The sequence below is a fragment of the Amycolatopsis sp. TNS106 genome (assembly GCF_019330265.1).
Taxonomy (GTDB): Bacteria; Actinomycetota; Actinomycetes; order Mycobacteriales; family Pseudonocardiaceae; genus Amycolatopsis; species Amycolatopsis lurida.
The window spans coordinates 4,578,315-4,603,483 of the sequence record NZ_CP024972.1 but is presented as its reverse complement, the minus strand read 5'-3'; the positions used below and the strand labels follow the sequence as shown (position 1 = coordinate 4,603,483).

Annotated in this window: 22 protein-coding genes; 10 read left to right on the top strand and 12 right to left on the bottom strand. The window is 69.1% G+C overall.

The window, feature by feature from the left end:
• Positions 1 to 58 precede the first annotated feature (58 nt).
• A complete protein-coding gene (locus CVV72_RS20695; protein WP_219145379.1) occupies positions 59 to 2,824 on the top strand; it encodes an FAD-binding and (Fe-S)-binding domain-containing protein in 2,766 nt (921 codons plus the stop codon).
• Between the two features lie 171 nt (positions 2,825 to 2,995).
• On the opposite strand, the gene CVV72_RS20690 is transcribed toward CVV72_RS20695, so the two are convergent.
• Entirely contained in the window at positions 2,996 to 3,541 is a 546-nt protein-coding gene (locus CVV72_RS20690; protein WP_219145378.1) for a hypothetical protein, read from the bottom strand.
• A 51-nt stretch (positions 3,542 to 3,592) separates the two neighbouring features.
• On the opposite strand from CVV72_RS20690, the gene CVV72_RS20685 reads away from it, so the two are divergent.
• Entirely contained in the window at positions 3,593 to 4,147 is a 555-nt protein-coding gene (locus CVV72_RS20685; protein ID WP_034312895.1) for a TetR/AcrR family transcriptional regulator, read from the top strand.
• A gap of 78 nt (positions 4,148 to 4,225) precedes the next feature.
• On the top strand, positions 4,226 to 5,428 hold the full coding sequence (locus CVV72_RS20680) for a cytochrome P450 (protein WP_219145377.1): 1,203 nt from the start codon (positions 4,226 to 4,228) through the stop codon (positions 5,426 to 5,428).
• Here CVV72_RS20680 and CVV72_RS20675 read toward each other — a convergent pair.
• Positions 5,409 to 6,311 (bottom strand): phosphotransferase family protein, encoded by a 903-nt coding sequence (locus CVV72_RS20675; protein WP_219145376.1) that lies wholly within the window; start codon positions 6,309 to 6,311, stop codon positions 5,409 to 5,411. The genes CVV72_RS20680 and CVV72_RS20675 overlap by 20 nt on opposite strands.
• A gap of 40 nt (positions 6,312 to 6,351) precedes the next feature.
• Positions 6,352 to 6,918, bottom strand: coding sequence for a TetR/AcrR family transcriptional regulator (locus tag CVV72_RS20670; RefSeq protein ID WP_219145375.1), 567 nt, complete (start codon positions 6,916 to 6,918; stop codon positions 6,352 to 6,354).
• A gap of 112 nt (positions 6,919 to 7,030) precedes the next feature.
• On the opposite strand from CVV72_RS20670, the gene CVV72_RS20665 reads away from it, so the two are divergent.
• From CVV72_RS20665 to CVV72_RS41745, 4 genes are all read left to right on the top strand, one after another.
• Positions 7,031 to 8,221: a cytochrome P450 gene (locus CVV72_RS20665; RefSeq protein ID WP_219145374.1), complete on the top strand. Its 1,191-nt coding sequence runs from the start codon at positions 7,031 to 7,033 to the stop codon at positions 8,219 to 8,221.
• Between the two features lie 2 nt (positions 8,222 to 8,223).
• A complete protein-coding gene (locus CVV72_RS20660) occupies positions 8,224 to 8,439 on the top strand; it encodes a ferredoxin (protein WP_219145373.1) in 216 nt (71 codons plus the stop codon).
• Positions 8,440 to 8,492: 53 nt separating this feature from the next.
• Positions 8,493 to 9,713 (top strand): GNAT family N-acetyltransferase, encoded by a 1,221-nt coding sequence (locus tag CVV72_RS20655; RefSeq protein ID WP_219145372.1) that lies wholly within the window; start codon positions 8,493 to 8,495, stop codon positions 9,711 to 9,713.
• A gap of 134 nt (positions 9,714 to 9,847) precedes the next feature.
• Entirely contained in the window at positions 9,848 to 10,675 is an 828-nt protein-coding gene (locus CVV72_RS41745; protein ID WP_255632194.1) for a nuclear transport factor 2 family protein, read from the top strand.
• On the opposite strand, the gene mtnA is transcribed toward CVV72_RS41745, so the two are convergent.
• Positions 10,647 to 11,612 (bottom strand): S-methyl-5-thioribose-1-phosphate isomerase, encoded by a 966-nt coding sequence (mtnA, locus tag CVV72_RS20640; RefSeq protein WP_219145371.1) that lies wholly within the window; start codon positions 11,610 to 11,612, stop codon positions 10,647 to 10,649. The genes CVV72_RS41745 and mtnA overlap by 29 nt on opposite strands.
• Before the next feature lie 57 nt (positions 11,613 to 11,669).
• On the opposite strand from mtnA, the gene CVV72_RS20635 reads away from it, so the two are divergent.
• On the top strand, positions 11,670 to 12,068 hold the full coding sequence (locus CVV72_RS20635; protein WP_219145370.1) for a RidA family protein: 399 nt from the start codon (positions 11,670 to 11,672) through the stop codon (positions 12,066 to 12,068).
• Positions 12,069 to 12,130: 62 nt separating this feature from the next.
• Here the strand turns inward: CVV72_RS20635 and CVV72_RS20630 are convergent, their stop codons facing one another.
• Positions 12,131 to 12,595, bottom strand: coding sequence for a YfbM family protein (locus CVV72_RS20630; protein ID WP_219145369.1), 465 nt, complete (start codon positions 12,593 to 12,595; stop codon positions 12,131 to 12,133).
• A 3-nt stretch (positions 12,596 to 12,598) separates the two neighbouring features.
• Positions 12,599 to 13,393 carry a PIG-L family deacetylase gene (locus tag CVV72_RS20625; protein ID WP_219145368.1) on the bottom strand — a complete coding sequence of 265 codons (795 nt, stop codon included), beginning with the start codon at positions 13,391 to 13,393 and terminating at the stop codon, positions 12,599 to 12,601.
• Between the two features lie 73 nt (positions 13,394 to 13,466).
• On the opposite strand from CVV72_RS20625, the gene CVV72_RS20620 reads away from it, so the two are divergent.
• Positions 13,467 to 13,826, top strand: a complete 360-nt coding sequence (locus tag CVV72_RS20620; RefSeq protein ID WP_219145367.1) for a CU044_2847 family protein — start codon at positions 13,467 to 13,469, stop codon at positions 13,824 to 13,826.
• A gap of 12 nt (positions 13,827 to 13,838) precedes the next feature.
• On the opposite strand, the gene CVV72_RS20615 is transcribed toward CVV72_RS20620, so the two are convergent.
• The 3 genes from CVV72_RS20615 to CVV72_RS20605 form a co-directional block, all read right to left on the bottom strand.
• The gene (locus CVV72_RS20615; protein ID WP_219145366.1) at positions 13,839 to 17,453 is read right to left on the bottom strand and encodes a trypsin-like peptidase domain-containing protein; all 3,615 of its coding nucleotides are present in this window, start codon (positions 17,451 to 17,453) and stop codon (positions 13,839 to 13,841) included.
• A gap of 124 nt (positions 17,454 to 17,577) precedes the next feature.
• Positions 17,578 to 18,267 (bottom strand): dienelactone hydrolase family protein, encoded by a 690-nt coding sequence (locus CVV72_RS20610; protein WP_219145365.1) that lies wholly within the window; start codon positions 18,265 to 18,267, stop codon positions 17,578 to 17,580.
• Positions 18,264 to 19,148, bottom strand: a complete 885-nt coding sequence (locus tag CVV72_RS20605) for an arginase family protein (protein ID WP_219145364.1) — start codon at positions 19,146 to 19,148, stop codon at positions 18,264 to 18,266. The genes CVV72_RS20610 and CVV72_RS20605 overlap by 4 nt, the downstream gene beginning before the upstream one ends.
• Positions 19,149 to 19,225: 77 nt before the next feature.
• On the opposite strand from CVV72_RS20605, the gene CVV72_RS20600 reads away from it, so the two are divergent.
• A complete protein-coding gene (locus CVV72_RS20600) occupies positions 19,226 to 20,578 on the top strand; it encodes a TrpB-like pyridoxal phosphate-dependent enzyme (RefSeq protein ID WP_219145363.1) in 1,353 nt (450 codons plus the stop codon).
• A 12-nt stretch (positions 20,579 to 20,590) separates the two neighbouring features.
• Here the strand turns inward: CVV72_RS20600 and CVV72_RS20595 are convergent, their stop codons facing one another.
• The 3 genes from CVV72_RS20595 to CVV72_RS20585 all read right to left on the bottom strand — a co-directional run bounded on the left by CVV72_RS20595 (position 20,591) and on the right by CVV72_RS20585 (position 25,093).
• Complete coding sequence (locus CVV72_RS20595) at positions 20,591 to 21,805, bottom strand: GGDEF domain-containing protein (RefSeq protein WP_255632193.1); 1,215 nt, start codon at positions 21,803 to 21,805, stop codon at positions 20,591 to 20,593.
• Positions 21,806 to 21,944: 139 nt separating this feature from the next.
• Positions 21,945 to 23,156 (bottom strand): MFS transporter, encoded by a 1,212-nt coding sequence (locus CVV72_RS20590; RefSeq protein ID WP_219145362.1) that lies wholly within the window; start codon positions 23,154 to 23,156, stop codon positions 21,945 to 21,947.
• A gap of 134 nt (positions 23,157 to 23,290) precedes the next feature.
• On the bottom strand, positions 23,291 to 25,093 hold the full coding sequence (locus CVV72_RS20585) for a VanW family protein (RefSeq protein ID WP_219154037.1): 1,803 nt from the start codon (positions 25,091 to 25,093) through the stop codon (positions 23,291 to 23,293).
• Positions 25,094 to 25,169 lie beyond the last annotated feature (76 nt).

Genomic DNA, 25,169 nt, shown 5'->3' with positions numbered 1-25,169 from the left:
CACCCGTCCGGAGAGGTTCGCCGATGCGTTCTCGCCCGCGGTTGTCTTGAATGGACCCGTGGAGATCCTGGCCGACGCCGCGACACTGGCGCTGTACACGACTGACGCCTCCAACTACCGGCACGTGCCGAAGGGCGTGGTGCTGCCGCGGAGCGTCGACGAAGTGATCGCGGCCGTCGCCGCCTGCCGGGAGGCCGGGCTGCCGGTGATCGCCCGCGGCGGCGGCACCAGCGTCGCCGGCAACTCGTGCGGGCCGGGCGTCGTGATCGACACGTCGCGCCACTTCGGCGGCGTTCTCGGCCTCGACCCGGCCGCCCGCACGGCGAGGGTCGCCCCGGGCACCGTCCTCGACGACCTCCAGCGGCTCGCCGCGCCCCACGGACTCCGGTTCGGGCCCGACCCGTCGACGCATTCGCGCTGCACGATCGGCGGGATGATCGGCAACAACGCCTGCGGCTCGCATTCGGTCGCCTGGGGCCGCACGGTCGACGTCGTCCGCGAGCTGGACGTACTGCTCTACGACGGCACCCGGCTCACCGTCGGCCCGACCTCGCCGTCCGAAGTGGACGCGCGGGCGGCCAGGCCCGGCACCGAAGGCCGGGTCTTCACGGAACTGCGCGCGCTCGTCCACGACAACCTGGCGTTGCTGCGGACGGAGCTGTCCTCGTTCAGCAGGCGGGTGTCCGGCTACGGGCTGGAGCACCTGTTGCCGGAGAACGGCTTCGACGTCGCCAAGGCGCTGGTCGGCAGCGAGGGCACCTGCGTCACCGTATTGGAGGCGACGGTGTCCCTCGCCGAGGTGCCGCGACGCAAGGTGCTCGCGGTGCTCGGTTTCGAATCCGACATCGCCGCTGCCGACGCGGTCCCGGCGATCCTGCCGTGGTCGCCGCTGACCGTCGAGGGCGTCGACGCGAACCTCGTCGCCCTGCTCGAGCCCGGTCGAGCCGACGGGCTTCCGCCGGGTGGCGCGTGGCTGTTCGTCGAGATGGCCGATCCGGAACAGGCGCGCGGGCTGATCGACGGGGTGCGCGGCGCGCTGACCGGATCCGCGCTCCTGGACGACGCGGCCGCGCAGAAGCGGCTGTGGCGGATCCGCGAGGAGGGCGCCGGTCTCGCGACCCGGCTCGCCGGGGGCGAAGAGGCCTGGCCCGGCTGGGAGGACGCGGCCGTCCCGCCCGAGCGTTTGGGCGCCTACCTGCGGGAGTTCAAGCAGCTCATGCGCGAGCACGGCCGCAAGAGCGTCGTCTACGGCCACTACGGCGAGGGCTGCCTGCACCTGCGGCTGGACTTCGATCTGTTGTCGACGCAAGGGATCGCCGGGTTCCGGTCGTTCCTCGAAGAGGCGGCGGACCTGGTCGCCGCGCACGGCGGCTCGCTGTCCGGGGAACACGGCGACGGGCAGGCCCGCTCGGAACTGCTGACCCGGATGTACAGCCCCGAAATCCTCGCGCTTTTCGCGCGGTTCAAGGGAATCTTCGATCCGGCGGGCATGATGAACCCGGGCATCCTGGTGAACCCCAGGCCGGTCGACGCCGATCTCCGCCTCCGGCGCGCGCCACTGGAACTCGAAGACGTCACCGCGCTCGCGTACCCGGAAGACCGGGGGAGCTTCGGGCAGGCGATGCGGCGCTGTGTCGGCGTCGGGAAATGCCGCAACACCACCGGTGCGGGCGTGATGTGCCCGAGCTACCGCGCCACGCGCGAGGAAAAGCACTCGACGCGGGGACGCGCGCACCTGCTCGCCGAAATGGTGAACGGTGAACTGATCACCGATGGCTGGCGCTCGGAAGAAGTCGCCGAGGCGCTGGATCTCTGCCTGTCGTGCAAGGGCTGCCTGTCCGATTGCCCGGTCGACGTCGACATGGCGACGTACAAGGCGGAATTCCTGCACCAGCACCACAAGGGACGGCTGCGCCCGGCGTCGCACTATTCGATGGGCTGGCTGCCGTTGTGGCTGCGCGCGGCGTCGCTCGCGCCCCGGCTGGCGAACACGATGTCACGCCGGTTCTCCGGGCTGCTGAAGAAGTTCGGCGGGATCGCGCCGGAACGGGAGCTGCCGACGTTCGCCGCGGCGCCGTTCACCCGGCGCCGCGCCGACCTGAAGCGCTGGGCGACCGGCTCGCGTCGCGTGGTGCTGTGGCCCGACTCCTTCAACAACTACCTCACCCCGGACGTCCTCGACGCCGCGGCCGAGGTGCTCACCGCCGCCGGTTACGACGTCGTCCTGCCCGATCGCGGCGTCTGCTGCGGGCTGACCCTGGTGTCCACCGGACAGCTCGACGCGGCGAAGAAGGTGTTGCGCCGCACGCTTTCCGTACTCGAACCGTATCTGCGGTCCGGCTACCTGGTGGCCGGTCTGGAGCCGAGCTGCACGGCTCTGTTCCGCGGTGATCTCCCGGCGCTCTTGCCCGGCGACCCGGTCGCTGAACTGCTCGCCGAACGGACCAGGACCTTCGCCGAACTCGTCGAGGACTCGCCGCTCGAGTTCCGGTCGCTCGACGTCGAAGCGCTCAGCCAGGTGCACTGTCACCAGCACGCCGTGCTCGGCTTCGACGCCGACGAGGCCGCGATGCGGGCCGCGGGTATCCACAATTCCACAATGGACTCCGGCTGCTGTGGACTGGCGGGCAACTTCGGCTTCGAACGCGGGCACTACGACGTTTCCGTCGCCTGCGCCGAAGACCGCATGCTGCCCGCGATCCGTGCCGCGGCCGAGGGCACCGAGGTGGTCGCGGACGGTTTCAGCTGCCGGACGCAGATCGAGCAGCTCGACGGACGGCGGGCGCTGCACCTTGCCGAGCTGCTGCGGCGCGCGCTGCCTTAAAAACGCCGCGATGGGCGTTGCGAAAGCCACTTTCGCAACCTTCAACGTTGCGAAAGTGGCTTTCGCAACGTCAGTGGAGGCTCGGAGCAGGCGACTCGGCCGGGGGCGGCGAGCATGTCCCGAAAGTGGCTTTCGCGACACCATCCGGAAGACGGCCGGCCTCCCTGACCCTCACGAGACGTGACCGAGGCGCGCGTCCCGTTCGGCGTACCTCTTCAACGTCAGCAGCTGCTTCCGCATCATGACCAGGTCGCCCCAGCCGAGCAGGAACTCCTTGAGGCGGCCGCGGAATCCCTTCGACGTCACGATGATGCGGCACAGCATGCGACAGGACCGCTCGTCGATCGGTTCGACCGAGTAAGTGGCGGCCACCTGGCCGAACACCTTCTCGGATTCGGCGAAGGTGCGACCGGTGAGCTGATACCCCGGTTCGACCTCGGTCAGCTCGAACACGATCAGCTTGTCGCCGGGAGCGAGTTCGCCGGCGCCGGGGGTGAGCGTGCTCGGACTGCGGCGCCCCCAGTTGTCGAGCAGGTCGTAACTGTAGGGCGCGACCGAGATCTGGCAGAGCCAGCGGTAGGCGAGCGCGGCGGGCGCGTGCACGGTGATCGCCCGGTCGAAGTGCGCGACCGGGCCGTCGAGCAGGGTGTCCGCCGGCTGCGCGCGGCGGCGTTCTTCCGGGGTCGCGCCCCAGTTCGCGGGTGATCCGAAGGGCATGTCAGCCTCCGTACGGTGCCGTATGTTTTCCCATACGGTAGCGTACGGAGCGTGAAACGGAAGCTCGCCCGTGAAGATTGGGCCGACGCGGCGCTCGAAGCGTTGTGCGACGGCGGGGTCGCCGCGATCGCTGTCGAGCCTCTAGCTGCGAAACTCGGGACGACGAAAGGCAGCTTTTACTGGCATTTCGCGAATCGGGACGCTTTGGTCGAAGCGGCCGTGCGCCGGTGGGTCGAGCACGACACCGAGGCGCTGATCACACTGCTGGACGGGATCTCGGATCCGGAACGAAGGCTGCGCGAGCTCTTCGAACTCGTCTTCAGCGGTAAGGACGACGAGCGGGCCGAGCTGACCCTGCTCGCCCATGCCGGCGACCCGGTGATCGGCCCGCTGCTCGCGGACGTCACCGCGCGGCGCGTCGACTTCATCGTCCGGTGTTTCCGGGAAATGGGCCGTCCGGAAACCGAGGCCCGGCATCGGGGCTTGCTGGCGTACACGGCTTTCCTCGGCCTGATCCAGGCTCAGCGGGCGAGCGGTGGAACGCTGCTGTCCGCGGCCGAGCGGCCGGGCTACCTGGAGTTCCTGCGCGGGATTATCACCGGGTGAGAAGGATCTTCGGCTCTTCGGGCGGGTGATCGGCCGGGTCCTTTCTCCCGCGCCGCCCGACGCTCATCATCTTGCTCCATGACAGCCACGTATCCCGCGGCGAAGGACGACCCCGCGACCCCGATGGGCGCGATCTACGCCGAATATCCGCCGATGTCCAGGGTCGTCTTCCCCAGCGGCTGCGAAGGCTGGCTGGTGACCCGGTACGAAGACGTCCGCCTGATCTTCTCCGACACTCGCTTCTCCCGGAACCTGCTCGCGCCGGGAGCCCCGTGCCTCATCGAACCCGGCGACTTCTCCACCGGCGAGCACAGCATCCTCAACATGGACCCGCCGGATCACACGCGGCTGCGGAAGCTGACGGCGCAGGCCTTCACCGTCCGCCGGATCGCCGGGCTGCGGCCGCGGATCCAGGAGATCGCGGACACGCTGCTGCGGGCGATGACCGAACACGGTCCGCCCGTGGACCTGGTGGAGATGTTCGCCTTCCCGCTGCCCACCGCGGTCATGTGCGAGATCCTCGGCGTCCCTTTCGAAGGCAGGGAACGGTTTCGCCAGTGGTCCCGCGTGATCGTCACCCCCATGGCGTACAGCCCGGCGGAAGTGGCGCAGGCCCGGCGTGACGGGGCGGACGACATGGCGGCTCTCGTCGCCGTCAAGCGGGCGACGCCGGGGGAGGACCTGCTGAGCGTCCTCGTGCACGCTCGCGACGAGGACGGCGATCGGCTCACCGAGGCCGAGCTGATCGATCTGGCCACCCAGCTCCTGCTGGCCGGGCACGAGACCACGGTCAGCCTCATCGCGACCGGGATCGTGCTGCTGGCGGGAAACCCGGATCAGCTCGCCGCGCTGCGCTCGGATCCGGCCCTGACGGAGGGGGCGGTCGAAGAGATCATGCGGTTCGACGGGCCCGCCGACGCGTCGCTGCTCCGGGTCGCGCTGGAAGACGTCGAGCTGAGCGCGGGCCTGGTCCGGCGCGGCGAGGCGGTGCTGGCGCACACCGGCGCGGCGAACCGTGACGAAGCCGCCTTCCCCGGCGCGTCGCGGTTCGACATCCGGCGCCGGAACGCGCCGCAGCTCGGCTTCGGGCACGGTCTCCACTTCTGCCTCGGCGCGGCACTCGCCCGGCTCGAAGGGGAGATCGCGTTCCGGACGCTGCTCGACGGACTGCCGGGCCTGGATCTCGCGGTCCCCGCTTCGGCGATCACCTGGCGTCCGCCGCTCTCGATCCGCGGCCCGGAAGCCGTACCCGTCACGTGGGCTACCACCAAACGCGGCTGAGGTTCTCCAGCGTCGGCTCCTCCGGCGCCGGAAGAACCCTGAAGTACCAGGTGAAATTGCTGTAGACGTGCAAAAGAGCGTAGGCCAGGCAACGCCGGGAGAACTCTTCGTCCGGCTCGGCACCGTATCCGGCCATCAGCCGGCGCAGGAAATCCTTGTCCCCGCCCGAAACGAACAGACCGACGGCGACGAAGTCGTACTCGGCCGCACCCCGCATCGCCGGTTCGAAATCGAAAAGCCCGGTCAGCCGAGGGCGTTCGCCGTCGTGGACGACCATGAGATGGTCGCGCATGAATTCGGTGTGCAGCGGGACGATCGGCGGGCTGCCGAGATCGACGGAGTCGAGGAACGCCGGAATCTGGCTGATCCAAGACTCGTCGAGCCCGATCCGGCGGTGATGCTCGACGACCTTTTCACGCTGCCCGGCGACGAACGCGGCCCAGTCCGGCGGGCCGAGGACGTCGAGCCGCGGGTCGTGCAGCGAATGCAGGGCGGCCAGCGCCTCGCCGAGTTCGGGAGCGAGCCGGTGTTTGTCCTCTGTGGACAGTTTCGGCCAAGCGTCCTTCAACGTTTCGCCGCGCAGGCGCTCCATGAGAACGTAGCCCCAGCCGTCCCGTTCGCCGGCGTCGTGCACGGCGGGAGTCGGGATCGGCAGTTTCCCGTGCAGGACCTCGAGCATCGTCCGTTCGGTCGGGAGCTCGTCACGATGTACCGGCGGGAACAGCTTGAGCACCAGATCCTCGCCGACGGCGTAGACCGGCAAGGAACCCTCGGTGAACGGGACAGCTTCGGCGAAGCCGAGCGAAGTCACGGCCGGAAGAAGGTCTTGCCTGGTCAGCGCGTCGAACTCGGCTTCGGTGCCGGCGGGCGGAAACGGGATCACGGCACGACCGTAGAGCAGCGCGACGGCGACGGCGACGTGATTACCCGCTGCGCTCCAGCAGTGTCCGCGCCGCGCCGAGCACCAGACGGCAGACGTCGTCGGGATCCGCGCTGGCCAGCGGTTCCTTGCCGGTGATGTCGCGGACCAGGCCGATCCCGAGCAGCCAGGCGAGGATCAGGTCGGCGCGCAGGTCCGCGTCTTCGGCGTCGGTCAGCGTGGCGAGCACCTTGGCGTACTCCTCGCCGAGCTGCCGCCGGACCGCGGCCGCGGCGCTGTCGTGCCCCGTCGAGCGCAGGTACGCGTCGAGAGTGCGGTCGCGGCCGGTGTCGGCCTCCAGCATGCTGCGCAACGCCGTGCCGAGCAGTTCGTCCGGTGGGGTGGTGGCGATCTGTTCGCGTCCGCCGCGTGCCAGGACCTCCTCGAACAGCGCGTCCTTCGAACCGAAGTAGCGGAAAAGCAAGGCCTGATTGACTCCGGCGAGTTTCGCGATGTCGCGCACGGTCGTCCGGTCGAAACCGCGTTCGGCGAAGAGAGCCGCCGCCGCGTCGAGCAGGGCCGCCCTGGTCGCGGCCGCGTCACGCTTGCGGACCTGCGGTTCTTCCGTCATCGCCAAAGGCTAGCCGGACGTCGCACGGTAGGCGCATTGACGCTCACCGTGATCATGGTTAGCGTTGTAAGCAGTTGCTTACAAACCGCCGAGCCGGGGGGTTTCCGGACAAATGACCACCACAGACACCGAATTCGTCGCCTATCCCTTCAACGAAGACGCCGGCCTCGAACTCAACGAGGCCTACGCGGCCGCCCGGGCGACCAAGGGCATGCTCCGCGTCCGTCTTCCGCACGGCGAGCCGGCGTGGCTCGCCGTGCGGTACGCCGACGCGCGTCTGGTACTGGGCGACCGGCGCTTCTCCCGTGCGATGGCCACGGAACGGGACGAGCCGCGGATGGCGCCGGGCAGGCGGCCCGGCGGGATCCTGAGCATGGACCCGCCGGATCACACCCGGCTGCGCACGCTGGTCGCGAAGGCGTTCACCATGCGCCGCGTTGAACTGCTGCGGCCGCGCGTCGCCGAGCTGGCGGCGGGCCTGATCCGGGACATGAAGGCCAAGGGGCAGCCCGCCGACCTGGTCGAGGACTACGCGCTGCCGATCCCGGTCGCGGTGATCTGCGAACTGCTCGGTGTCCCGGTCGAGGACCGGCCCAAGTTCCGCGTGTGGAGCGACGCCGCGCTGTCGACCAGCCCGCTGACCACCGAAGAGATGATGGCCAACCAGGACGAGCTGCGGGCGTACATGCACGTGCTCGTCGAGCAGCATCGCGCCGAGCCCCAGGACGATCTGATGACCGCGCTGATCGAGGCGCGCGACGTCCGTGACCGGCTGAGCGAGCTGGAACTGGTCGACATGTGCATCGGTATCCTGATCGCCGGGCACGAGACCACCGCCAGCCAGATCCCCAACTTCGTCTACGCCCTGCTCGAACAGCCGGAGCAGCTCGCCCGGCTGCGCGCGGACCTGGACCTGATCCCGGCGGCGGTCGAGGAACTGCTGCGCTTCATCCCTCTGGGTGCCGGTGCCGGGTTCGCCCGCTACGCCACCGAGGACATCCAGGTGGGTGACGTGCTCGTGAAGGAGGGCGAGCCGGTGATGGTCGCGATCGGTGCCGCCAACCGGGACGCGCTCCAGTTCACGTCGGCGGAAACCCTCGAATTCGGCCGGGAGTCCAATCCTCACCTCGGTTTCGGGCACGGCGTGCACCACTGCCTCGGCGCCCCGCTGGCCAGGCTGGAACTGCAGGAGGCCCTGCGGGCGCTGCTGCGGGATCTCCCCGGACTGCACCTCGACGGCGATATCGTGTGGAAGACGCAGATGCTGGTGCGGGGGCCCCGCTCCATGCCGATCGGATGGTGAGCATGAGCTGGAAAGTCGACGTCGATGGCGATACGTGCATCGGCTCGGGGATGTGCGCCGCGCTGAAGCCGGAGGTCTTCGCGCTCGACGGTGCCACGGCGACGGTGGTCACGGGAGAGGTGGAGCCGGACGAGACGGTGCTGGACGCGGCGGACTCGTGTCCAGCGATGGCCATCGAGGTGACGGAAAAGGGTGAGGTGATCGGGCCGCGGCCCTGATGACCGCACTTTAATGCGTGGCGGTCGTCGGTGAAGAGGCGTAGGACGGCAGGGTGAGCGATGACGGCTTGACCCTCCGCACCTTGACCGCCGACGACCTGCCCGCGTTCGCGGAACTGCTCGCGAGCGCCTTCCTGACCGACCCGACGGAAGGCCTGAAACACCGCGAACGGCTGGTGTTCGAGCCGGACCGCACGCACGGTGTCTTCGACGGCGACGACCTCGTCGGAGTGGGGGAACTGCTCACCCGCGAGATCACCGTTCCCGGTGCCGGTCAGACGCCGCTCGCCGCGGTGACGTCGGTCGCCGTCGCGCCGGGCCACCGCAGGCGGGGCGCGCTCACCCGGGTCATGCGGGCGCAACTGCACGGCCTGCACGAAGACGGCGGTGAACCGATCGCCGCGCTGTGGGCGTCCGAAGCGGTCATCTATCCCCGTTTCGGGTATGGCCTCGCCGCGCAGTTCCACCGCGCGAAGGTGCGTGCCAAGTCCGAGTTCCGGCCCGGCGTCGAACTCGAAGCCGACCGAGTACGCGAAGTCGGGCGGAAACAGGCGATTCCGCTGATCAAGGCGATCTACGAGAAGGAAGCGCCACAACGGGTCGGCGCCCTCGACCGGCCCGAGTCGACCTGGGAATTCGTACTCGACGACCCCGAGTACCGCCGTCACGGCGCGACCGCGCTGAAGTTCGCCGTCCTCCCGGACGGCTACGTGATCTACCGGTTGAAGAACGACTGGAACGAAGAAGGTCCGCGAGGGATCTTGACCGTGCAGGAACTGGTCGCGACCACGCCGGAGGCGTACGCGACGCTGTATCGCTTCCTGCTCGACTACGACCTGGTCTTCACGGTGGAGGGGTTCACCGCCCTCGACGAGCCGCTCGTCCATCTGCTCGCCAATCCCCGCGCCATGACCCGGTCCGCCGGTGACTCCTTGTGGCTCCGGCTCGTCGACGTCGATCGTGGCCTCGTCACCCGGCGCTATGGCGCCGCGGTGGATCTGGTGTTCGGCGTCCGCGACGCCTTCTGCCCGTGGAACACCGGGAACTGGCGGCTCGTCACCGACGCGGACGGCAACGCCGAGGTGACGCGGGTGGAGGACACGCCGGATCTCGAACTGGGCGTGGACGACCTCGGCGCGATCTTCCTCGGCGGGACCAGGCCCAGCACGCTGGCCGCCGCGGGCCGGATCAAGGAGCGGACCGCCGGCGCGGCTTCGCGGGCGACGGCCGCGTTCGCCACCGACCGCGAACCGTCCTGCCTCGAATCCTTCTAGCTCCGGCATTACCTGCCGGGTAATCGACTTCGCGTGGTCGCTCTTGCCAAGGTGACCAGGTGCGAAAGATCAAGAGATTTCTTGGTGTGGCGTCAGTTCTGCTCGGGGTGACGGTGATGGGAAGCGGGGCGGCGGTGGCTGAGACGACCGAGGGCTGCTCGATGCCGAAGCAGCTCGGAGACCTGGTCGAGGGCGCGGTGTCGCCGTCCGCCTGCGCCTTCATCACCAAACAGACCGAATTCGGGGCCATGCGCTCGGACACGCCCGAAGCGCGGGAAGCCCGCGTTCGCTTGTACGGCAGCATTTTCGCCGAGGACGGGACACTCGCGGAATCAGGCAGCGCCGCGCCGATCCAGGGCAGGACGAACATCGAGAACAGTTTGCGCACCCTGCTGGGCGCGTTCCCGACGTTCCGGTTCACGCCGGTGAGGATCTCGGTGAACGGCGACGCCGTCTTCTACGAGGCGGCCAACGAAGCGGTGATCCACGGCCGGATGGTGCGGTACCCGGCCGTCTACCGGGTGGTGCTGGAGAACGGCGAGGTCACCCAAGGTCGTCGCTATCACGATCGGACGGAATGGTTCCGCCCTCTCGAAAACGACGGCCTGCGTGAGCTTTTCGCCGGTATCGGCGACGACTGTCCTCGACCGGGACCGGCCTTCACCGGCCCGGGGCTGACCGCACCGGTGACCGACCCGACGTGTCATCTCGCCTACCTGGGCAGGCTCTCGGGCGCGATGACCGACGTCCGGCTGGCACCCGACCAGGCGGCGGGGAGGTTTCAGGAGTATCGCGGGACCGTGCGGGCGAAAGGCCGGACGATCGACTTCGGCCTGATCGTGGCCACTGGCCCCGGCGTTCTCCGCTACTACTTCGACACGCTCCCGTTGAGCTACGACGACGCGGAAATGGCCGCCCTGTTCACCAAACTGATCACGGGCGCAGCACCCCCTGCTCGGTGACGACCGCGGTGACCAGCTCGAACGGCGTCACGTCGAAGGCCGGGTTGAACACCTCCGCGCCTTCAGGGGCCACCTTCGTGCCACCGAAACTCAAGACCTCGCCGGGATCGCGTTCCTCGATCACGATCCCGGCGCCGTCCGGCATCGAGGTGTCCACAGTGGACGAAGGGGCGACGACCACGAACGGGACTCCGTGGTGCTTCGCCGCGATCGCCAGGCCGTAGGTGCCGATCTTGTTGGCGACATCGCCGTTGGCGGCGATCCGGTCGGCGCCCACGAGCACGCAGTCGACCAGGCCGCGGCTCATCGCGGCGGCGGCCGCGCCGTCGGGCTGGATCCGGTACGGGACACCGGCTTCGGCCAGTTCCCACGCGGTCAGGCGGGCGCCCTGCAGCAGCGGCCGGGTCTCGTCGACCAGCACGGATTCGACCAGGCCGCGGGCCTGAAGATGCCAGACGACGCCGAGCGCGCTGCCCCAGGCGACCGTGGCGAGGTGGCCGGCGTTGCAGTGACTGAGCAGCCGCAACGGCCGCCGCTCGCAGTGTTCGAGCACCACGCCGGCCGCCAACCGGGAGGCTTCGTGATTGATCCGCTCGTCCTCGTCGAGGATCGCGAGCGCTTCGGCGAGGACGGCTTCCGGCCCCTCCGGGAGCTTCGCGAGCGCGCGGGAGACACCCCAGCTCAGGTTGACCGCCGTCGGCCGGGCCTGGGCGACGCGGTGCGCCTCGGCCTCGACGTCACCTCCGGCACGGGCCGCGAGCACGACACCGAGCGCCCCCGCCGCGCCGAGCGCCGGCGCCCCGCGCACCGCCAGCCGCTGGATCGCGTCGACGAGTTCGCCGACCGTACGCAGTTCGAGCACGCGGTACTCGGCGGGAAGGACGGTCTGGTCGATGATCGTGACCGCGTCACCGGTCCAGTCGATCGTCCTGCGCATGGCTCTCCCGTGAAATCCGGTTGTCCCGTCGCGACCGCCTCGGTGAGGATGCGGCCCGTGACCATTCAACGCCACCATCCGCCTGGTCTGCACCCCACGCCCACCTACCACCACGTGACCGTCGTCGAGGGGCGGCGGGACATCCACCTCGCCGGCCAGTGCCCGCTCGCCGAAGACGGCAAGGTCGTCGACGGCGACGTGCTCGCCCAGGTCGACCAGGTCGTCGCGAACACCGCCGCCGCGCTCGCCTTCGCCGAGGCGACCCCGGCCGACGTGGTGCGCACGGTGATCTACGTGGTCACGCCGGACGCCGACGTGCTCTCGGCCGTGTGGGACCGGTTCGTCGAGTCGGAGATCGGGGAGGCCTTCACCACCGCGAGCACCCTGCTCGGCGTCGCACAGCTCGGGTACCCAGGGCAGCTCGTCGAGCTCGACGTCACCGCCGCCACTGCCTGACCAAGTCCGTGAAGGCCTCCTTGAGGGACCCAGAGTCCCTCAAGGAGGCCTTCACGGACTTGTCAGGTGATGATCGTGACGACCGGCTCCCCGGCCTTCGCGGCTCCGGCGAAGAAGGGCACCAGTTCGTCGTAGTATCCGCGCACGTAATCCAGCGCGTCGGGCTCGTCCCAGATCGATGGGTAGATCCCCTCGGCCTCGAGTTCCGACAGCTCGACACCGTGTGAGAGCCGATCGAACCCGGTCCGCGCCAGCTCGGCCGAGATCGTCCGCACCTCGTCCGCGGTGAAGTGCCGCGGCGGCCCGTCACTGTCCGCTTCCCCCAGCAAGGCCCCGCCCAGCACGAAGTCGACCTCGAACCCGGCCCGCCCGCCCAGGAACCACAGCGCGTGCCAGGCCTTGTCGACGTCCACCGCCCGCTCGGTGCCGTCGGCCTTCTCGGCGTACTCCCAGTACCGTTCGGGTTTCTCGCTCAGTCCACGCAACTCGTCCGGCGTGACCCGCAGGTACGCCCCGCACATGCCCATCGGTCAGAGACCGGCCATCAAGTCGGTCTCGGTGATGCCCGGCCCCTGCCCGGCACGGATGAACCACTCGACACCGAACGCCTGCGCGAAAGCCTCGTCGGGCATCGCGAGGAAGAACGAATCCTCGCTGATCTGGCTGGCGTGCGCGCGCATCGCGGCCCGCTTGTGAGGCAGGTACTCCGTGACGTCGACCCTTGCAGTCAGGACCGCCTCCGGCTTGCCGAATTCGGAGCCGTCTTCGAAATCGGGAAGGTCCTCGGCCTTCATCTGCCCCGTCCGCACCGCCTCCTCCATGCCGCGGCGCATCTCGTCACTGTTGCTCGTCGCCTCGTAGACCCGCGGCGTGCCCGCCAGCTCGGCCGCGCGCATCCCGACGCGATGGACCTGGATGTGGTCCGGATGCCCGTAGCCGCCGTTGTCGTCGTAGACGGTCAGGACGTCGGCCTGCTCCTCGCGCAGGATCGCGGCCAGGCGCTGCGCGGCCTCCTCGACGTCGGCCTGCCAGAACGTGCCGGGCACGTCGTTGCGCGGCTCGCCCATCATGCCGGAATCGGTGTACCCCAGGAACTCCACCCGCTTGGCCCCCAGGACCTCGGCGGATGCGTGCGTCTCCTGCACGCGGCGCTGCCACAACTCCTCTCCGTCGTCGAGGAAACCGTCCGGCACCTCGCCGACCTCCCCCCTGGTCGCGACGACGAGCACGACACGGTGACCTTCTTCGAAGGCCTTGCGCATGACGCCTCCCGCGACGATGCATTCGTCGTCGGGGTGGGCGTGAAAACTCACCAATGTGGCCATACTGGGAAAACTACCGGGAGGCACCGACATATTCCGGTAGCGTGCCGTCACGAACCCACTGAGCGGAGGACCTGTGACGATCGACGATCACACCACGCCGGGACGTTCGGTGTACTTGCAGGTGGAGGCGGAAGACGGCCCCATCCTGGTGGAAGCCGCGATGGTCGGGGTGCAGGAGGACGAGGAGGTGGCCTCCAGGCTGCTGGCGTTCGACGAGTTCTCCGCCGCGCTGGGCTCGGTGACGCGCTCGGTCACCGACGCCGTGATGAGCGGGCTGGGGAAGGCCAAACCCGCCAAGGTCGCCGTCGAGTTCGGCTGCGAATTGGGCGTCGAGAGCGGCAAACTCACGGCCATTCTCGTCAAAGGCACGGCCAAGGCCACGGTGAAGGTGACCCTGGAATGGAAGCCGGGGGAGAACGAACCGGCCGAGTGATTCCGGCCCGATTCATCCTCGTGTCCGTTTGATGCTCTTCAAGTAGTCACTGACTTCCGAATCTTCTCGGACCAGGGCCCCGATCCGTTCGCCCTCCGCCTGATCCAGCCAAGTGGCCGCTGAGGCTGCAGCTAGCCGCAGCCTCGGCGCGACGTTCAAGGTGAGCGCGACACCACGCAGGATCTGTATACCCAGCTGGGTGTCCTTATCGCCGATCTTCTTCCCGAGGGAGATGCGTGAGTCGGGACTCAACGACTCCGCCGGCGGAAGCAGGGATCGCGTCGCCTTGCTGCCCTGCTTCGGGTCGAGAATGTAGAGCGCGACTGCGGCTTCGATGCGCACCAGTGGGCCGTCTTCGGTACTTCTCACCAGCTTCCGGAGAAGGGCGACACCTCTTTCACGATCCACTTCCGCCACGGCCGACGCCGCCCGAGTCCGCTCCACCGACGAATACTGGCGATCCAGGGCGAGGCCCTCCAGCGCGCCGAGGCCGATTTCACGATCGAGTTCCGCCGCGCCCAGCCCCGCCTTGGCCCAGAAAGCGGCACTGTTCTCCTCGAATTCTCGTCCATAGCGATCCTGGACCGCTTCGTGATCTCCGACCAGACGTGCCAGCGAACGTGCCGCCGCCTTCGGATCCCCGAGACCGGCCGAACGGCCGACCGCGATCCGGTCATCCCCCATGGTCGCGTCGCCGACGAGGTCGAGTTGGAGTGCGAGGCCGTCCACGAAGTCGGTTTCCGCCAGGCGCGCGGCGGCTTTCGCCCTGATCGCGCTGTCACCGGATTTGGTGCGGGCGACAGCACGGAACCCGGCCAACCCGGCGGCGTCCCCATGCTGGGCGAGGTGATCCGCCGCCTTGAACCGGACGTCGACCCCGAGTTCCTGCTTCTCGGTGATATCGATCAGCTGCCATCTCGCGCTGTCGGGCGCCCATTGCTCCGCCTCGGTCGCGGCGTCCAAGCGGAACTCTCCGGGGATCGTGGACGAGCCACTCATCACGAGCAAGGCCTCGGCCGAGTCGTGCCGGGCGAGATGCCGAGCGGCGTTGAGTCTCGTGGCCGGCTCGACATGCTCGCTATAGGCGATCGTCCGCAGAAGCCGCAGTCCTGTCCGAAGGTCGTGTTCCGCGACGAACAGCGCCGCTTCGACCCTGAGATTGTCGGGCTCGGCCCAGTTGACGATGGCCGCCAGCGCGGCCATGCTCCGCGCAGGCTCGTAACCGTGAAGCCGCTTCGCCGCCTTCAAGCGTTCAGCACCACCGACACTTCGGTCGTTCGCGAGGACAGCGAAGGCTTGGATGCCCAGTTCACGACGGATCCCGATCAGGAAGGTCGCCGAATCGAAGCGGCGCTGCCAGCTGTGGCCGGTTCCCGCGATCCGTTCGAAGGTCGTCGTGGCCCGCACGGGACTGATCTCGACGAGCGCGCCCGCCGCCGTGCGCCACTCGTGATTGCTCAGTCCCTTGTCCTCGAGCCACCGCACGAGGACGTCGGTCAGCCTCGCCGTCGTCCGATCCGGAAGGAGGATGCCCTGCCGGTGCAGTTCCAGGACGAGCTGGTGGTTGTCCCGGCTGTGTTTCCGGCCGAGCAGGCGTTTCAAGACGGGATGGAGGTCCCGGCCGTTCTTCGCCCACAGCGCGGCGAGGAACGTCATGACCTCGAGGTCCTGCCTCGGCCATCGTCGTGGGACCAGTTGACGTCGCGCGGCTCGTTTGCGAGGGTCGGGATGGCGCTCGGCGAGGTAGGCCGCCGCGAGGTATTCCTGCACGGTCTGGTGGAGAAAGTGGAAATCGCCACGGCGTTCGACGAGCAGGCCGCAGCTTCGCAAAACCTCGCGGATCACACTGGCCCACTCCGCCGAAGACAGGTCCGAAGGTTTGGATATCACCCCCGTGACGACGGCGACGGCGTCCGGTTTCCGGCCGGAACGGAACGGGTCGATCGCGGCCAGATGTTGCTGGTAGGCCATGATTTTGAGGAGCTCGGGTGTGCGTTGGATGAGTTCCTCGCTCGCGGCAACCGCCTGCGGGCCGCTGCGGCTGGTCCAGGCCGTCAGCATTTCGCGGACGTTGAGGATCTTCCGTTTGGTCAGCAACAGTTCGACGAATTCCGCGTAGAGTTCCGCGCGGTTGCCGGGCAGCCGCTGATCCGGGGCGTTGGCGTAGAGGATGCAGAGCATCGTCGCGATCAGTGGGATCGTCGCAAGATGGCCGATCCCCACCTGGGCGACGCGCTGGTCGAAGTCGAGTGCTGCGGCCCGCGGATCGGGGAGGCCGAGCTGGGTGAACCATTTCGCGGCGAACGTCTTCAGCTCGTGACGACCGAAGGGTTCGATGGTGAACGTCGGGTATCGGTCGCCGTCGGCGACTTTGTTCAGCAGGTAGGCCGGAAGCGGCCGGGTCGTCAGCAGGAACCGGTAGCGCCCCTCCGACCGGTGTCGGCTGATCTTCGAAAGGACCGCTTCCCGCAGGTACGGGTAAAGGATTTCGTCGACTCCGTCGACCAGTACAAGCCACTGCGCGCCGGGGAACGGCGGCTTGGCGAACATCGATGTCAGCGTCGGGCGGTCCAGGTCGAGGTCGACGGTCTGGACGACGCCGCTCGCCAGCATCTCGACTAGCCCCTCGTTCTGGGTGAGCGCGTCCGCGGTGATCAGGATCGGCACGCCACCCGCGGCCGTACCGTCCAGCCATTGCTGTGCCGACAAGGCGGTGAGATACCTGGCGAGGCTGGATTTGCCCGCCCCGGGACCGCCGAGTATCTGCGCGCCTTCGTAGCGCCGTAGAAGGTCGCTCCCGTCGATGCGTTCGGTGTTTTCGGCGAGTTCCTCCGTCGCCTCGCCCCGGGAAGCCTCTTGGCGGAGGTAGACCTTCGACAGCGGTGCCCGGACGTCGAGCATCGCCGCGTAGGGATGGATCTCGTCGGCCGTGCTCGCGGCCTCGAGATACCGGCGCATCCGCGGCCCCGGAAAGCAGGCGCCCGCCGCGTCGATCTGTTCGTCGTCGAGCAAACGCAGCCAGGATGCGGCCTCGGCCGAGTTCGCCTCGGAAAGACCAGGGTAGGCCTGGAAGATCGTGCTCATCGGAACGAAACGCGCGGTGTCGTCGTGGGTTCCGTCGCGGTAGCGGACCACGCCGCAGATCGCACCGGTCCGCCAGTTCAAGACCGGGCCGCCGCTCATCCCCGGCCGGATCCGGCCCTGGGTCCCCTTCAGTAGGACCGGCCCGGCGACGTGCTCGGACGTTCCGTCGTACCGTATCGACACCGAGTCACCGGCGCGGTAATTCCCGTCCGGGTAACCGAATACCCAGAGGTCGTCGCCGGGCGCGGTCGCTTCGGACAGATAAGCCGGCGGATCCGGGGAAGACGCGGGCGCCCGCAGCAGGGCGAGGTCGAGCCCATCCGGGCCACCCGGCAGCAGCCAATCCCGCAGGACTTCGAAGGGGCCGCCGGGGCCCTCCAGGTATTCGACCGGCCGACCCGCGTCCGTCACGACGTGTGCGCAGGTGAGCAACATCGTCGAAGTGACGTGGAAGCCGGTGCCCTTGGTCCTTCCCGACGGTGTCGTCAACGGCACCGTCGAAGCTCGCGCGGCAGCGGCGAGCGCGGCGCGTCGGCCTGACATGCACCCCCCTCGGGTTCTGTCGAAGGTACAAACCTAGGCCGACCGAACCACTTGTCAATATCGAAGAGGGAACATTCGCTCCACGCTTGGTTTTTCCCGGTTACCGGGGGAGTGCGTGGAGGTTTCAGGCCGGGAAGACCCGCTCCAGGAACTCCAGGGTCAGTGCCCAAGCCGCCGCGGCGGGCTCCGGCTGGTGGAACATCGGCGCCACGTGGTTGTGGAACGCGTGCCCCGCCCCCTCGTGGATGTGGATCTCCGCTCCGTCGTGAGCAGCGACCGCGTCGGCAAGGCGACGCACGCCTTCGACGGGGATGTAGGGATCCTCGCCGCCGAACTGGAACTGGATCGGGCAGGTGATCTTGTCCAGCAACGGAACCTGCTCCGGAACACGCGAGCCGTAATACGAGACCGCGACGTCCGGGTCACCTTCGGCCGCGGCCGCGTAGGCCATCGAGCCGCCGAGGCAGAAACCGAAAACACCCGCGCGGCCATCGGTTTCGGGCAGGTCGCGCAGCGTCGCCAGGGTCGCGAGCACGTCGGTGACGGCGCGTGCCGGGTCGAGCTGTCCGGCGACGGCCATCGAGGCCGAAAGCCCGGCTTCGTCGTGCGTGGCCGACCAGCCGGGGGAGATCCGCCAGAACAGTTCGGGCACGGCGACGACGTAACCGAGGGCGGCCAGGTCGGCGGCGACCGACTTGAGGTAGTCGTCGAGACCGAAGATCTCCTGGATCAGCACCAGACCCGGGCCGGATCCGGATTCGGGCAGCCACAGCGGGGCGTCGAACGAGCCGTCGGCGACGGTCACTTCGGTCATCGGGTTCCTTCCAGTGCGCGCACGAGGCAGTCCGCCACCAGGGCGGCCTGTGTGCCGTCGGGGTCGAGGTCGGGATCGAAGATGGTCAGTTCCAGCCCGGCGGCGCCGGGGATGGCGAGCAGGCCGCGGAGCAGTTCGACGAGCTTGTCCGGGCTGAGCCCGCCGGGATCGGGACTGTCCACAGCGGACACGAATTCCGGGTCGAGCGTGTCGATGTCGATGTGGATCCAGAAACCGTCCAGCGGCGCGAAAATCTCCCGGGCGGCGGCGAGCGCGCCGCCGGTGCCGGACGCCATGATCTCCTGGCTGGTCACGACGCGCAGCCCGGCCTCCCGTGCCTCGGCGGATTCCTCCGCGCGAACACCGAGCACGAGGACGTCTTCGTCGCGGACGTACGGCCCCAGACCGTCCACATCGGCCAGTTCGGGTTGGCCACGGCCGGTGACGACGGCGAGAGCCTCACCGCCGACCGAGGCGATGTGATCGGAATTCCCGAGGTGCCGGAAGTCGTCGTGACCGTCGAAGTAGACGATGCCGAAGCGGCCTTCGCGGCGAAGGGTGAGCATGGCGGCGAGCGCGATCGAACAGTCGCCGCCGAGCACCACCGGGAAGCCACCGTCCGCGCGGATCTTCGCCAGCCGACCGGCGAGGGCCGCGGTGTAGGTCGCGATCCCGGCCGCGTTGCGCACGCCGCCGCCGGGCGACCAAGCGGGCAGATATCGCGGCGGGGTGACGACACCGCCGTCGGTCGCCCCCAGACGGGTGAGCAGGCCGTGGTCACGGAGCGCACCCGGCGCTTTGTAGCAGCCGGGGACCACACCTTCGGCGGGCGGGCGCAGTCCGAGATTGGACGGTGCGTCGAGCAGTACGAAATTCCCCATGCCCACACCGTAGTAGCGATCCCTGGTGTCACGCCGTCCGTCCCTTTAGGTTGAAGGGGACGGACAGAGGAGGCTCAATGGCCGAGCGGACCAAATACATCCTCGACGAAGCCGACATGCCGACCAGGTGGTACAACGTCGTCCCGGATCTGCCGGAGCCGCCACCGCCGCCGTTGCATCCGGGCACCCGTAAGCCGGTCGGCCCGGACGACCTCGCGCCGCTGTTCCCGCAGGCGCTCATCGCGCAGGAAGTCAGCACCGACCGGTACATCGACATCCCGGAAGAGGTCCTCGACGTCTACCGGCTCTGGCGGCCGTCGCCGCTGTTCCGCGCGAGGCGGCTGGAGAAGGCACTCGGCACTCCCGCCCGCATCTACTACAAGTACGAAGGCGTCAGCCCGGTCGGCTCGCACAAACCCAACACCGCCGTCCCGCAGGCGTTCTACAACGCGGCGGAGGGGGTCACCAGGCTGACCACGGAAACCGGCGCGGGACAGTGGGGAAGCGCGCTCGCGTTCGCGTGCGCCACCTTCGGGCTCGAGTGCGAGGTGTGGCAGGTCCGCGCTTCGTTCGATCAGAAGCCGTATCGCAAGCTGATGATGGAGACCTTCGGCGCGACGGTGCACCCCAGCCCGTCCGAGCTGACCGAATCCGGGCGCGCGATCCTGGCCGCGGACCCGGACTCGACCGGGAGCCTCGGCATCGCGATCAGCGAGGCGGTCGAGCAGGCGGCGCAGGCGGAGAACACGCGGTACGCGCTCGGCAGCGTGCTCAACCACGTGCTGCTGCACCAGACGATCATCGGCGAAGAGGCGCTCAAGCAGTTCGAACTGGCCGGCGACACCCCGGACGTCCTCGTCGGCTGCACGGGCGGCGGATCCAACTTCGGCGGGCTCGCCTTCCCGTTCCTGCGCGAGAAACTCGCCGGCCGGATGGATCCGGTGATCCGCGCGGTCGAACCGGCCGCCTGCCCGACCCTCACCCGCGGGAAGTACGCGTACGACTTCGGGGACACCGCCGGATTGACGCCGTTGCTGAAGATGCACACGCTCGGTCACGACTTCATCCCCGACCCGATTCACGCCGGCGGCCTGCGCTACCACGGGATGTCGCCGCTGATCTCGCATATCTACGAGCTCGGGCTGATCGACGCGGTCGCCATCGGGCAGGAGGACTGTTTCGCGGCAGGCGTGCGGTTCGCCCGCACGGAGGGCATCATCCCCGCGCCCGAGCCGACCCACGCCCTCGCCGCGTGCATCCAGGAAGCGTTGCGGTGCAAGGAAACCGGTGAAGAGAAGGTGATTCTGACCGCGCTGTGCGGGCACGCCCACCTCGACCTTCCGGCGTACGGCGCGTACCTGGCGGGCGACATCTCCGACCACGCGCTGTCCGACGAGGTCCTCGAGAAGTCCCTCGCCGGCCTCCCCTGAGACGCGACGAAGTCAGCCGGTCACCTGGTAGCCCGACGTCCGGTTCCGCCCGGTGTTCTTCGCCTCGTAGAGCGCCCGGTCCGCGACGGCGATCACCGCGTCCAGATCGCTGACGCCCGGCCGGTCGGCGAGGCCGATCGACACGGTGACGTGCTCCGGCAGGTCACCGGCGCGCGAAGCCACGCTCGACCGGATCCGTTCCGCGATCGCGTGGGCGTGGACGGCGGGCGTGCCGGGAAGCAGGACGACGAACTCCTCGCCCCCGAACCGCCCGACCAGATCCGTGCCGCGCACCTCGGTGCGGAGCGTTTCCGCGATCGCCGCCAGATACCGGTCGCCGACCAGATGCCCGTGCCGGTCGTTGATGAGTTTGAACCGGTCGACGTCGACCATCAGCAGGCTGGTGTGCCGCCCCGCGCGCCGCGCGCGGTCGAGTTCGTCGGCCGCCGCTTCGCGCCACGCCTTGGCGTTGAGCAGCCCGGTCTTGGCGTCGCTGCGCGCCTGCCGTTTCAGTTGCCGCAGCAGGACTCCGCGGTGCAGCACCAGCGTGATCCCGACGACCAGCAGCAGCACCACGGGCCAGTCCCGCAGCGCCCACGCGACGATGACGCCGAGCGCGATCGTGGCCGCTTCGAGCGCGTATTCGAACGGCTTCGCCAGCGCGTCGCGCAGCCGCTCGTGCGGCGTGCCGTAGTACACCGCGATGGTCATGAGCACGGTGTTGACCAGCAGGAAGACCCCGCCCGCCGCGACGATCGAGCCGAACGAGGAGACGTCGCGGGGGAGCAGGTCGAACGGGGCCGCGTACCGGGAGAGGAAGGCGGCGGCCGCGAACCCCGAGAGCACGGTCGCCGAGGTGGAGTACACCCGCCGGAACAACGGGTTCGGCTGCCCTCGGAACCAGCGGTAGAAGAACGACACGGCGATGACCAGCGCGGCGAGTGCCGGGTGCACCAGCAACACGGCGGCGAAGGTCCACACGCTGTCGAGTGAGATGTGCGGCGTGCCCGCGAACCGTTCCCGCACCCGCTCGACCGGACGCGACAACTCCGTGTACGCGACGGCGCTGACGATCAGGATCGCGAAGGGGAGGGCGTCGCCGTGAGTGAACGGGACCCGGAGAAAAGACCAGGCGGATCCGGCGATCGCCGCGACGTCCACCAGGAGGACGAAGCCGATCAAGCCGCGGTTGGGTAGCCGCCACAGCGCCCAATTCGTTAGCGCCACGGAGACGAACGTAATCGGTTGGATACTAGGTGTCACTACGCTGTATGGGTAGGCGTGGGTGCACCACGCGTGACCGGATCGGGGAAGTGGAGGGGGTGAGCTCCATGCGCGGGCAGAACTGGTGAATACCCGGTTCCGGTCAAAGGGGGTGAAGCGGGGCCACGTGGCGCCAAGCCCGGGTGGCCGGAACAGCCACTACGAGACCGGCGAGTGCGATGACCGAGACCGTCGTCGCGGGTGAACCGAGCACGCCGACGAGCAGGCCGCCGGCGATCAGCCCGATTCCCTGCACGGCGATGAGTCCCGACCCGGCGAGGCCGAAGGCCTGGCCTCGTTCGGTGTCGGGTACCAGCCGCATGAACGTGGTGCTCGCGGTGACCTGGTAGGCCGCGCACATCCCGGACAGCAGGAGCAGTCCGGCGGCGTAGGGGAGCGATGGCCGGAACCAGAACGCCGCGAGCGGCACGATCGCGCCGAGGGCCAGTCCGCCGACCATGCGCAGGCGGACTTCGGGCCGCACCAGCCTGCTCAGCGCGAACACCCCCAGCACGATCCCGGCGGGATGCGCCGCGAGCAGCAGTCCCGCCGTCGCCGCGCCGCCGCCGATCTCCGCGGCGTAGGGCACCGCGAGCCCTTCCGGCACGATCACGAAACCCGCCAGCCACGCCAGCCCGACCAGCGCGCGCAGCCGCCGATCGCGCCAGATCGTCCTGGCGCCCGCCGAAAGCCGCCGCAGGGTCGACGTCGCCGGTCCACTCGCACCCGAAGCGGGCCGGGCGCGGACACCGAGCCGCAGGACGATCGCCGACACACCGAACGTCACCGCGTCCAGCGCCAGCCCCCGGCCCGGTCCGATCGCGGCGATCACCGCGCCCCCCAAGGCGAATCCGGCGAGCTGGCCGACCTGGTTGGTGATCTTCAGCAGGGACTGGCCGAGGACGTAGGAGTCCCCGCTGAGCACCGACGGCAGGACCGCGGCCTGCGCGGCGGTGAACGGCGCGTTGGCCAGTTGCACCACCACCAGCACGGCGGCGAGCACGGGCAACGGGATGCCGGGGACGGCGAGCACCGCGACCAGGAGCGCGCGGACGACGTCGGAGCAGACCATCACCGCGCGGCGCGGGAACCGGTCGGCCAGTCCGCCGAGCAGCGGTCCGCCGATCAGATCGGGCAGATAGGTGAGCGCGTAGGTCAGCGCGGGCCACGTCGCCGAACGGGTCCGCTCGAACACCAGCACCGACAGGGCGACCCTGGCCACCTGGTCGCCGAGGATCGACTGGAGTTCCGCGAACCAGATCGCCCGCAGTTCGCCGACCGCGAGGATCCCCCGGAAGGTCGCCTTGGGCTCCACGAGGTGACCACCCCCGCCAGGTCGGGTGAGTCACCGAGCGTACCGCCCCGCACGCGTGCGGTGAAACCGCGAAGCGCGTGAAGGCCCCCTTCCCTCGGCTCAGCCGAGGGAAGGGGGCCTTCACGCGCTAGGAGCTACTCCGTGCCGCAGGTGATCTTGGGCTGCGGGTTGTAGTGCACGTTCCTGGTGTGACGACGGATCTCGCGGCCGGTCGAGGCGTCCTTGATGACCCGGGTGTCCGACGTGGTGAAGCCGGGCGCGCCGTTGCTGGGCTTGCAGTTCTCGGCGGGGCCGGGCTTCGTCGGCGGTTCGGACGGGTTGGTGCGGCCGCCGGGGATCGACTCGACGGTGTACTTCTTGGTGCCCCACAGCCGGATCGTGATGTCCGACGGCGTCCAGATGGTCTGGATCGCGACCCCGGTGTCCGTGTCGTTGGTGAACTTCAGGTCGATCACGCTGCCACCGCTGTGGTTCTGGAACACGGTCGCCTCGCGCGCGGCGGGGTAGCGGCTGATGTAGTAGCTGTGTTCCTTGTGCTCGGTGTCCTTCATCCCGGCGAAGTACGAGGCGTTGTACAGCGTCGTCGCGAACTGCGAGATCCCGCCGCCGACCTCGCGCCCGGGCGCGCCGTCCTTGATGACACCGGCCTCGACGTAGCCCTGCGCCGCGCCACGCGGCCCGGTGAACCCGTTGAGGCTGAACGTCTCGCCCGGCTTCACGATGGCGCCGTTGACCTTCTGCGCCACGACCCGGATGTTCGTCCCCGAGTCCGGCGCGAACCCGCCGGTCTTGAACTCGCTGACGACCTCCTTGATGCCGAGCTGGTTCGCCTGCTCGGTGGTCACCTTGGCCGGGGTCTTCTTGTAGGTCACGGGCAGCTCTCGGGGCGCGGCGCGCTTGAGCACGTCGAGCACCGGCTTGAGGCTCGGCTCCCAGTCGACGACGTTGGCGTCCTCGGAGGGCTGCACGGTCGGCTTGCCGCCTTCGAAGACGATCTGCGCGTCCTTGCCCTCCTTCTCGGTGGACTTGAGCTGCGGGCCCGCGGCCTCGATGATCTTGTTGTTGTCCACCTTCGGGTTCAGCACGCCGCCGTCGGCGGGTTCGAAGGTCAGCGCGGCCGCGATCTGCTCGGGTTTGACGACCGCGTCCTTGCCATCGCCCTTGACGACCATCGGCGACGCCACGGCGGGCTTCGCGATCTGCTCGAGAGCGGCGTGGACGGCCTCCGCCGAAACCTTGACCGGGGTCTGGGTGACCGCGAGCGTGAGCGCCTCGCCGCCGGCCCAGCGCTCCAGGATGGTCTTCTTGGCGGCTTCGACGTCGAGCTTCTGCCCGGTCTTCGGCTCGACGGCGACCGGTTTGGCCTCCTCGAAGCGCACGGTGCCCTCGACGGGGTCGCGGTCGACCTTGTCGCGCAGGTTCTCCAGCGCGGCGGTGAGCTTGGCGTCGTCGGTCTGGGTGACGACGCCGACCTCGGTGGTCGAGAAGAACGACGCGATCCGGGTGAACGGGTTCAGCGGCTGGTCGCCGGCCTGGTCGAGGGTGGCGGGCCAGTCGAGGCGCAGCCCCGCGTTGTTCGGCGCCAGCGACTCCTCGGCGTCGCCCGCGACGACCTTCACCGGCCGGGTCAGCCGCGGCTCGATGCCGCCGCGGAGCTCCTTCTCGGCCGCCGCGCGGTCCATCCCGCCGACGTCCACCCCGGCGACGGTGACGCCGCGGGGGACGCTGCCCTGGGAGACCAGCACGTCGAGGGCGTACGCGACGACCAGCAGGCCGAACACGCCGCCGCCGATGAACGCGGCCTTGCGGTAGCTGCGGCGGCGCTTCGGTGGCGCGGGCTCCTCCGGCGTGGCAGACTCCGCGAACCCGGGCGTGACGACCGGGAGAATGTCCGTCTGCTCAGCGTGGGACTCGGGCCAGCGCGGTTCCTGCGGCAACTCTCCACCCTCCACGGTCCGGCGAGGCCGGGCGTCGTGATCGAACATCCGGGCCTTCCCTGCGCTCCGGACGTAG

Excerpts from the sequence above, each read along its gene's own strand:
- CVV72_RS20625 (WP_219145368.1), bottom strand. The coding sequence starts at position 13,393 with ATGGCCACATTGGTGAGTTTTCACGCCCACCCCGACGACGAATGCATC.
- CVV72_RS20670 (WP_219145375.1), bottom strand. The coding sequence starts at position 6,918 with ATGACGGAAGAACCGCAGGTCCGCAAGCGTGACGCGGCCGCGACCAGG.
- CVV72_RS20665 (WP_219145374.1), top strand. The coding sequence starts at position 7,031 with ATGACCACCACAGACACCGAATTCGTCGCCTATCCCTTCAACGAAGAC.
- CVV72_RS20630 (WP_219145369.1), bottom strand. The coding sequence starts at position 12,595 with ATGGGCATGTGCGGGGCGTACCTGCGGGTCACGCCGGACGAGTTGCGT.
- CVV72_RS20610 (WP_219145365.1), bottom strand. The coding sequence starts at position 18,267 with ATGACCGAAGTGACCGTCGCCGACGGCTCGTTCGACGCCCCGCTGTGG.
- mtnA (WP_219145371.1), bottom strand. The coding sequence starts at position 11,612 with ATGCGCAGGACGATCGACTGGACCGGTGACGCGGTCACGATCATCGAC.
- CVV72_RS20690 (WP_219145378.1), bottom strand. The coding sequence starts at position 3,541 with ATGCCCTTCGGATCACCCGCGAACTGGGGCGCGACCCCGGAAGAACGC.
- CVV72_RS20600 (WP_219145363.1), top strand. The coding sequence starts at position 19,226 with ATGGCCGAGCGGACCAAATACATCCTCGACGAAGCCGACATGCCGACC.
- CVV72_RS20680 (WP_219145377.1), top strand. The coding sequence starts at position 4,226 with ATGACAGCCACGTATCCCGCGGCGAAGGACGACCCCGCGACCCCGATG.
- CVV72_RS20605 (WP_219145364.1), bottom strand. The coding sequence starts at position 19,148 with ATGGGGAATTTCGTACTGCTCGACGCACCGTCCAATCTCGGACTGCGC.
- CVV72_RS20615 (WP_219145366.1), bottom strand. The coding sequence starts at position 17,453 with ATGTCAGGCCGACGCGCCGCGCTCGCCGCTGCCGCGCGAGCTTCGACG.
- CVV72_RS20660 (WP_219145373.1), top strand. The coding sequence starts at position 8,224 with ATGAGCTGGAAAGTCGACGTCGATGGCGATACGTGCATCGGCTCGGGG.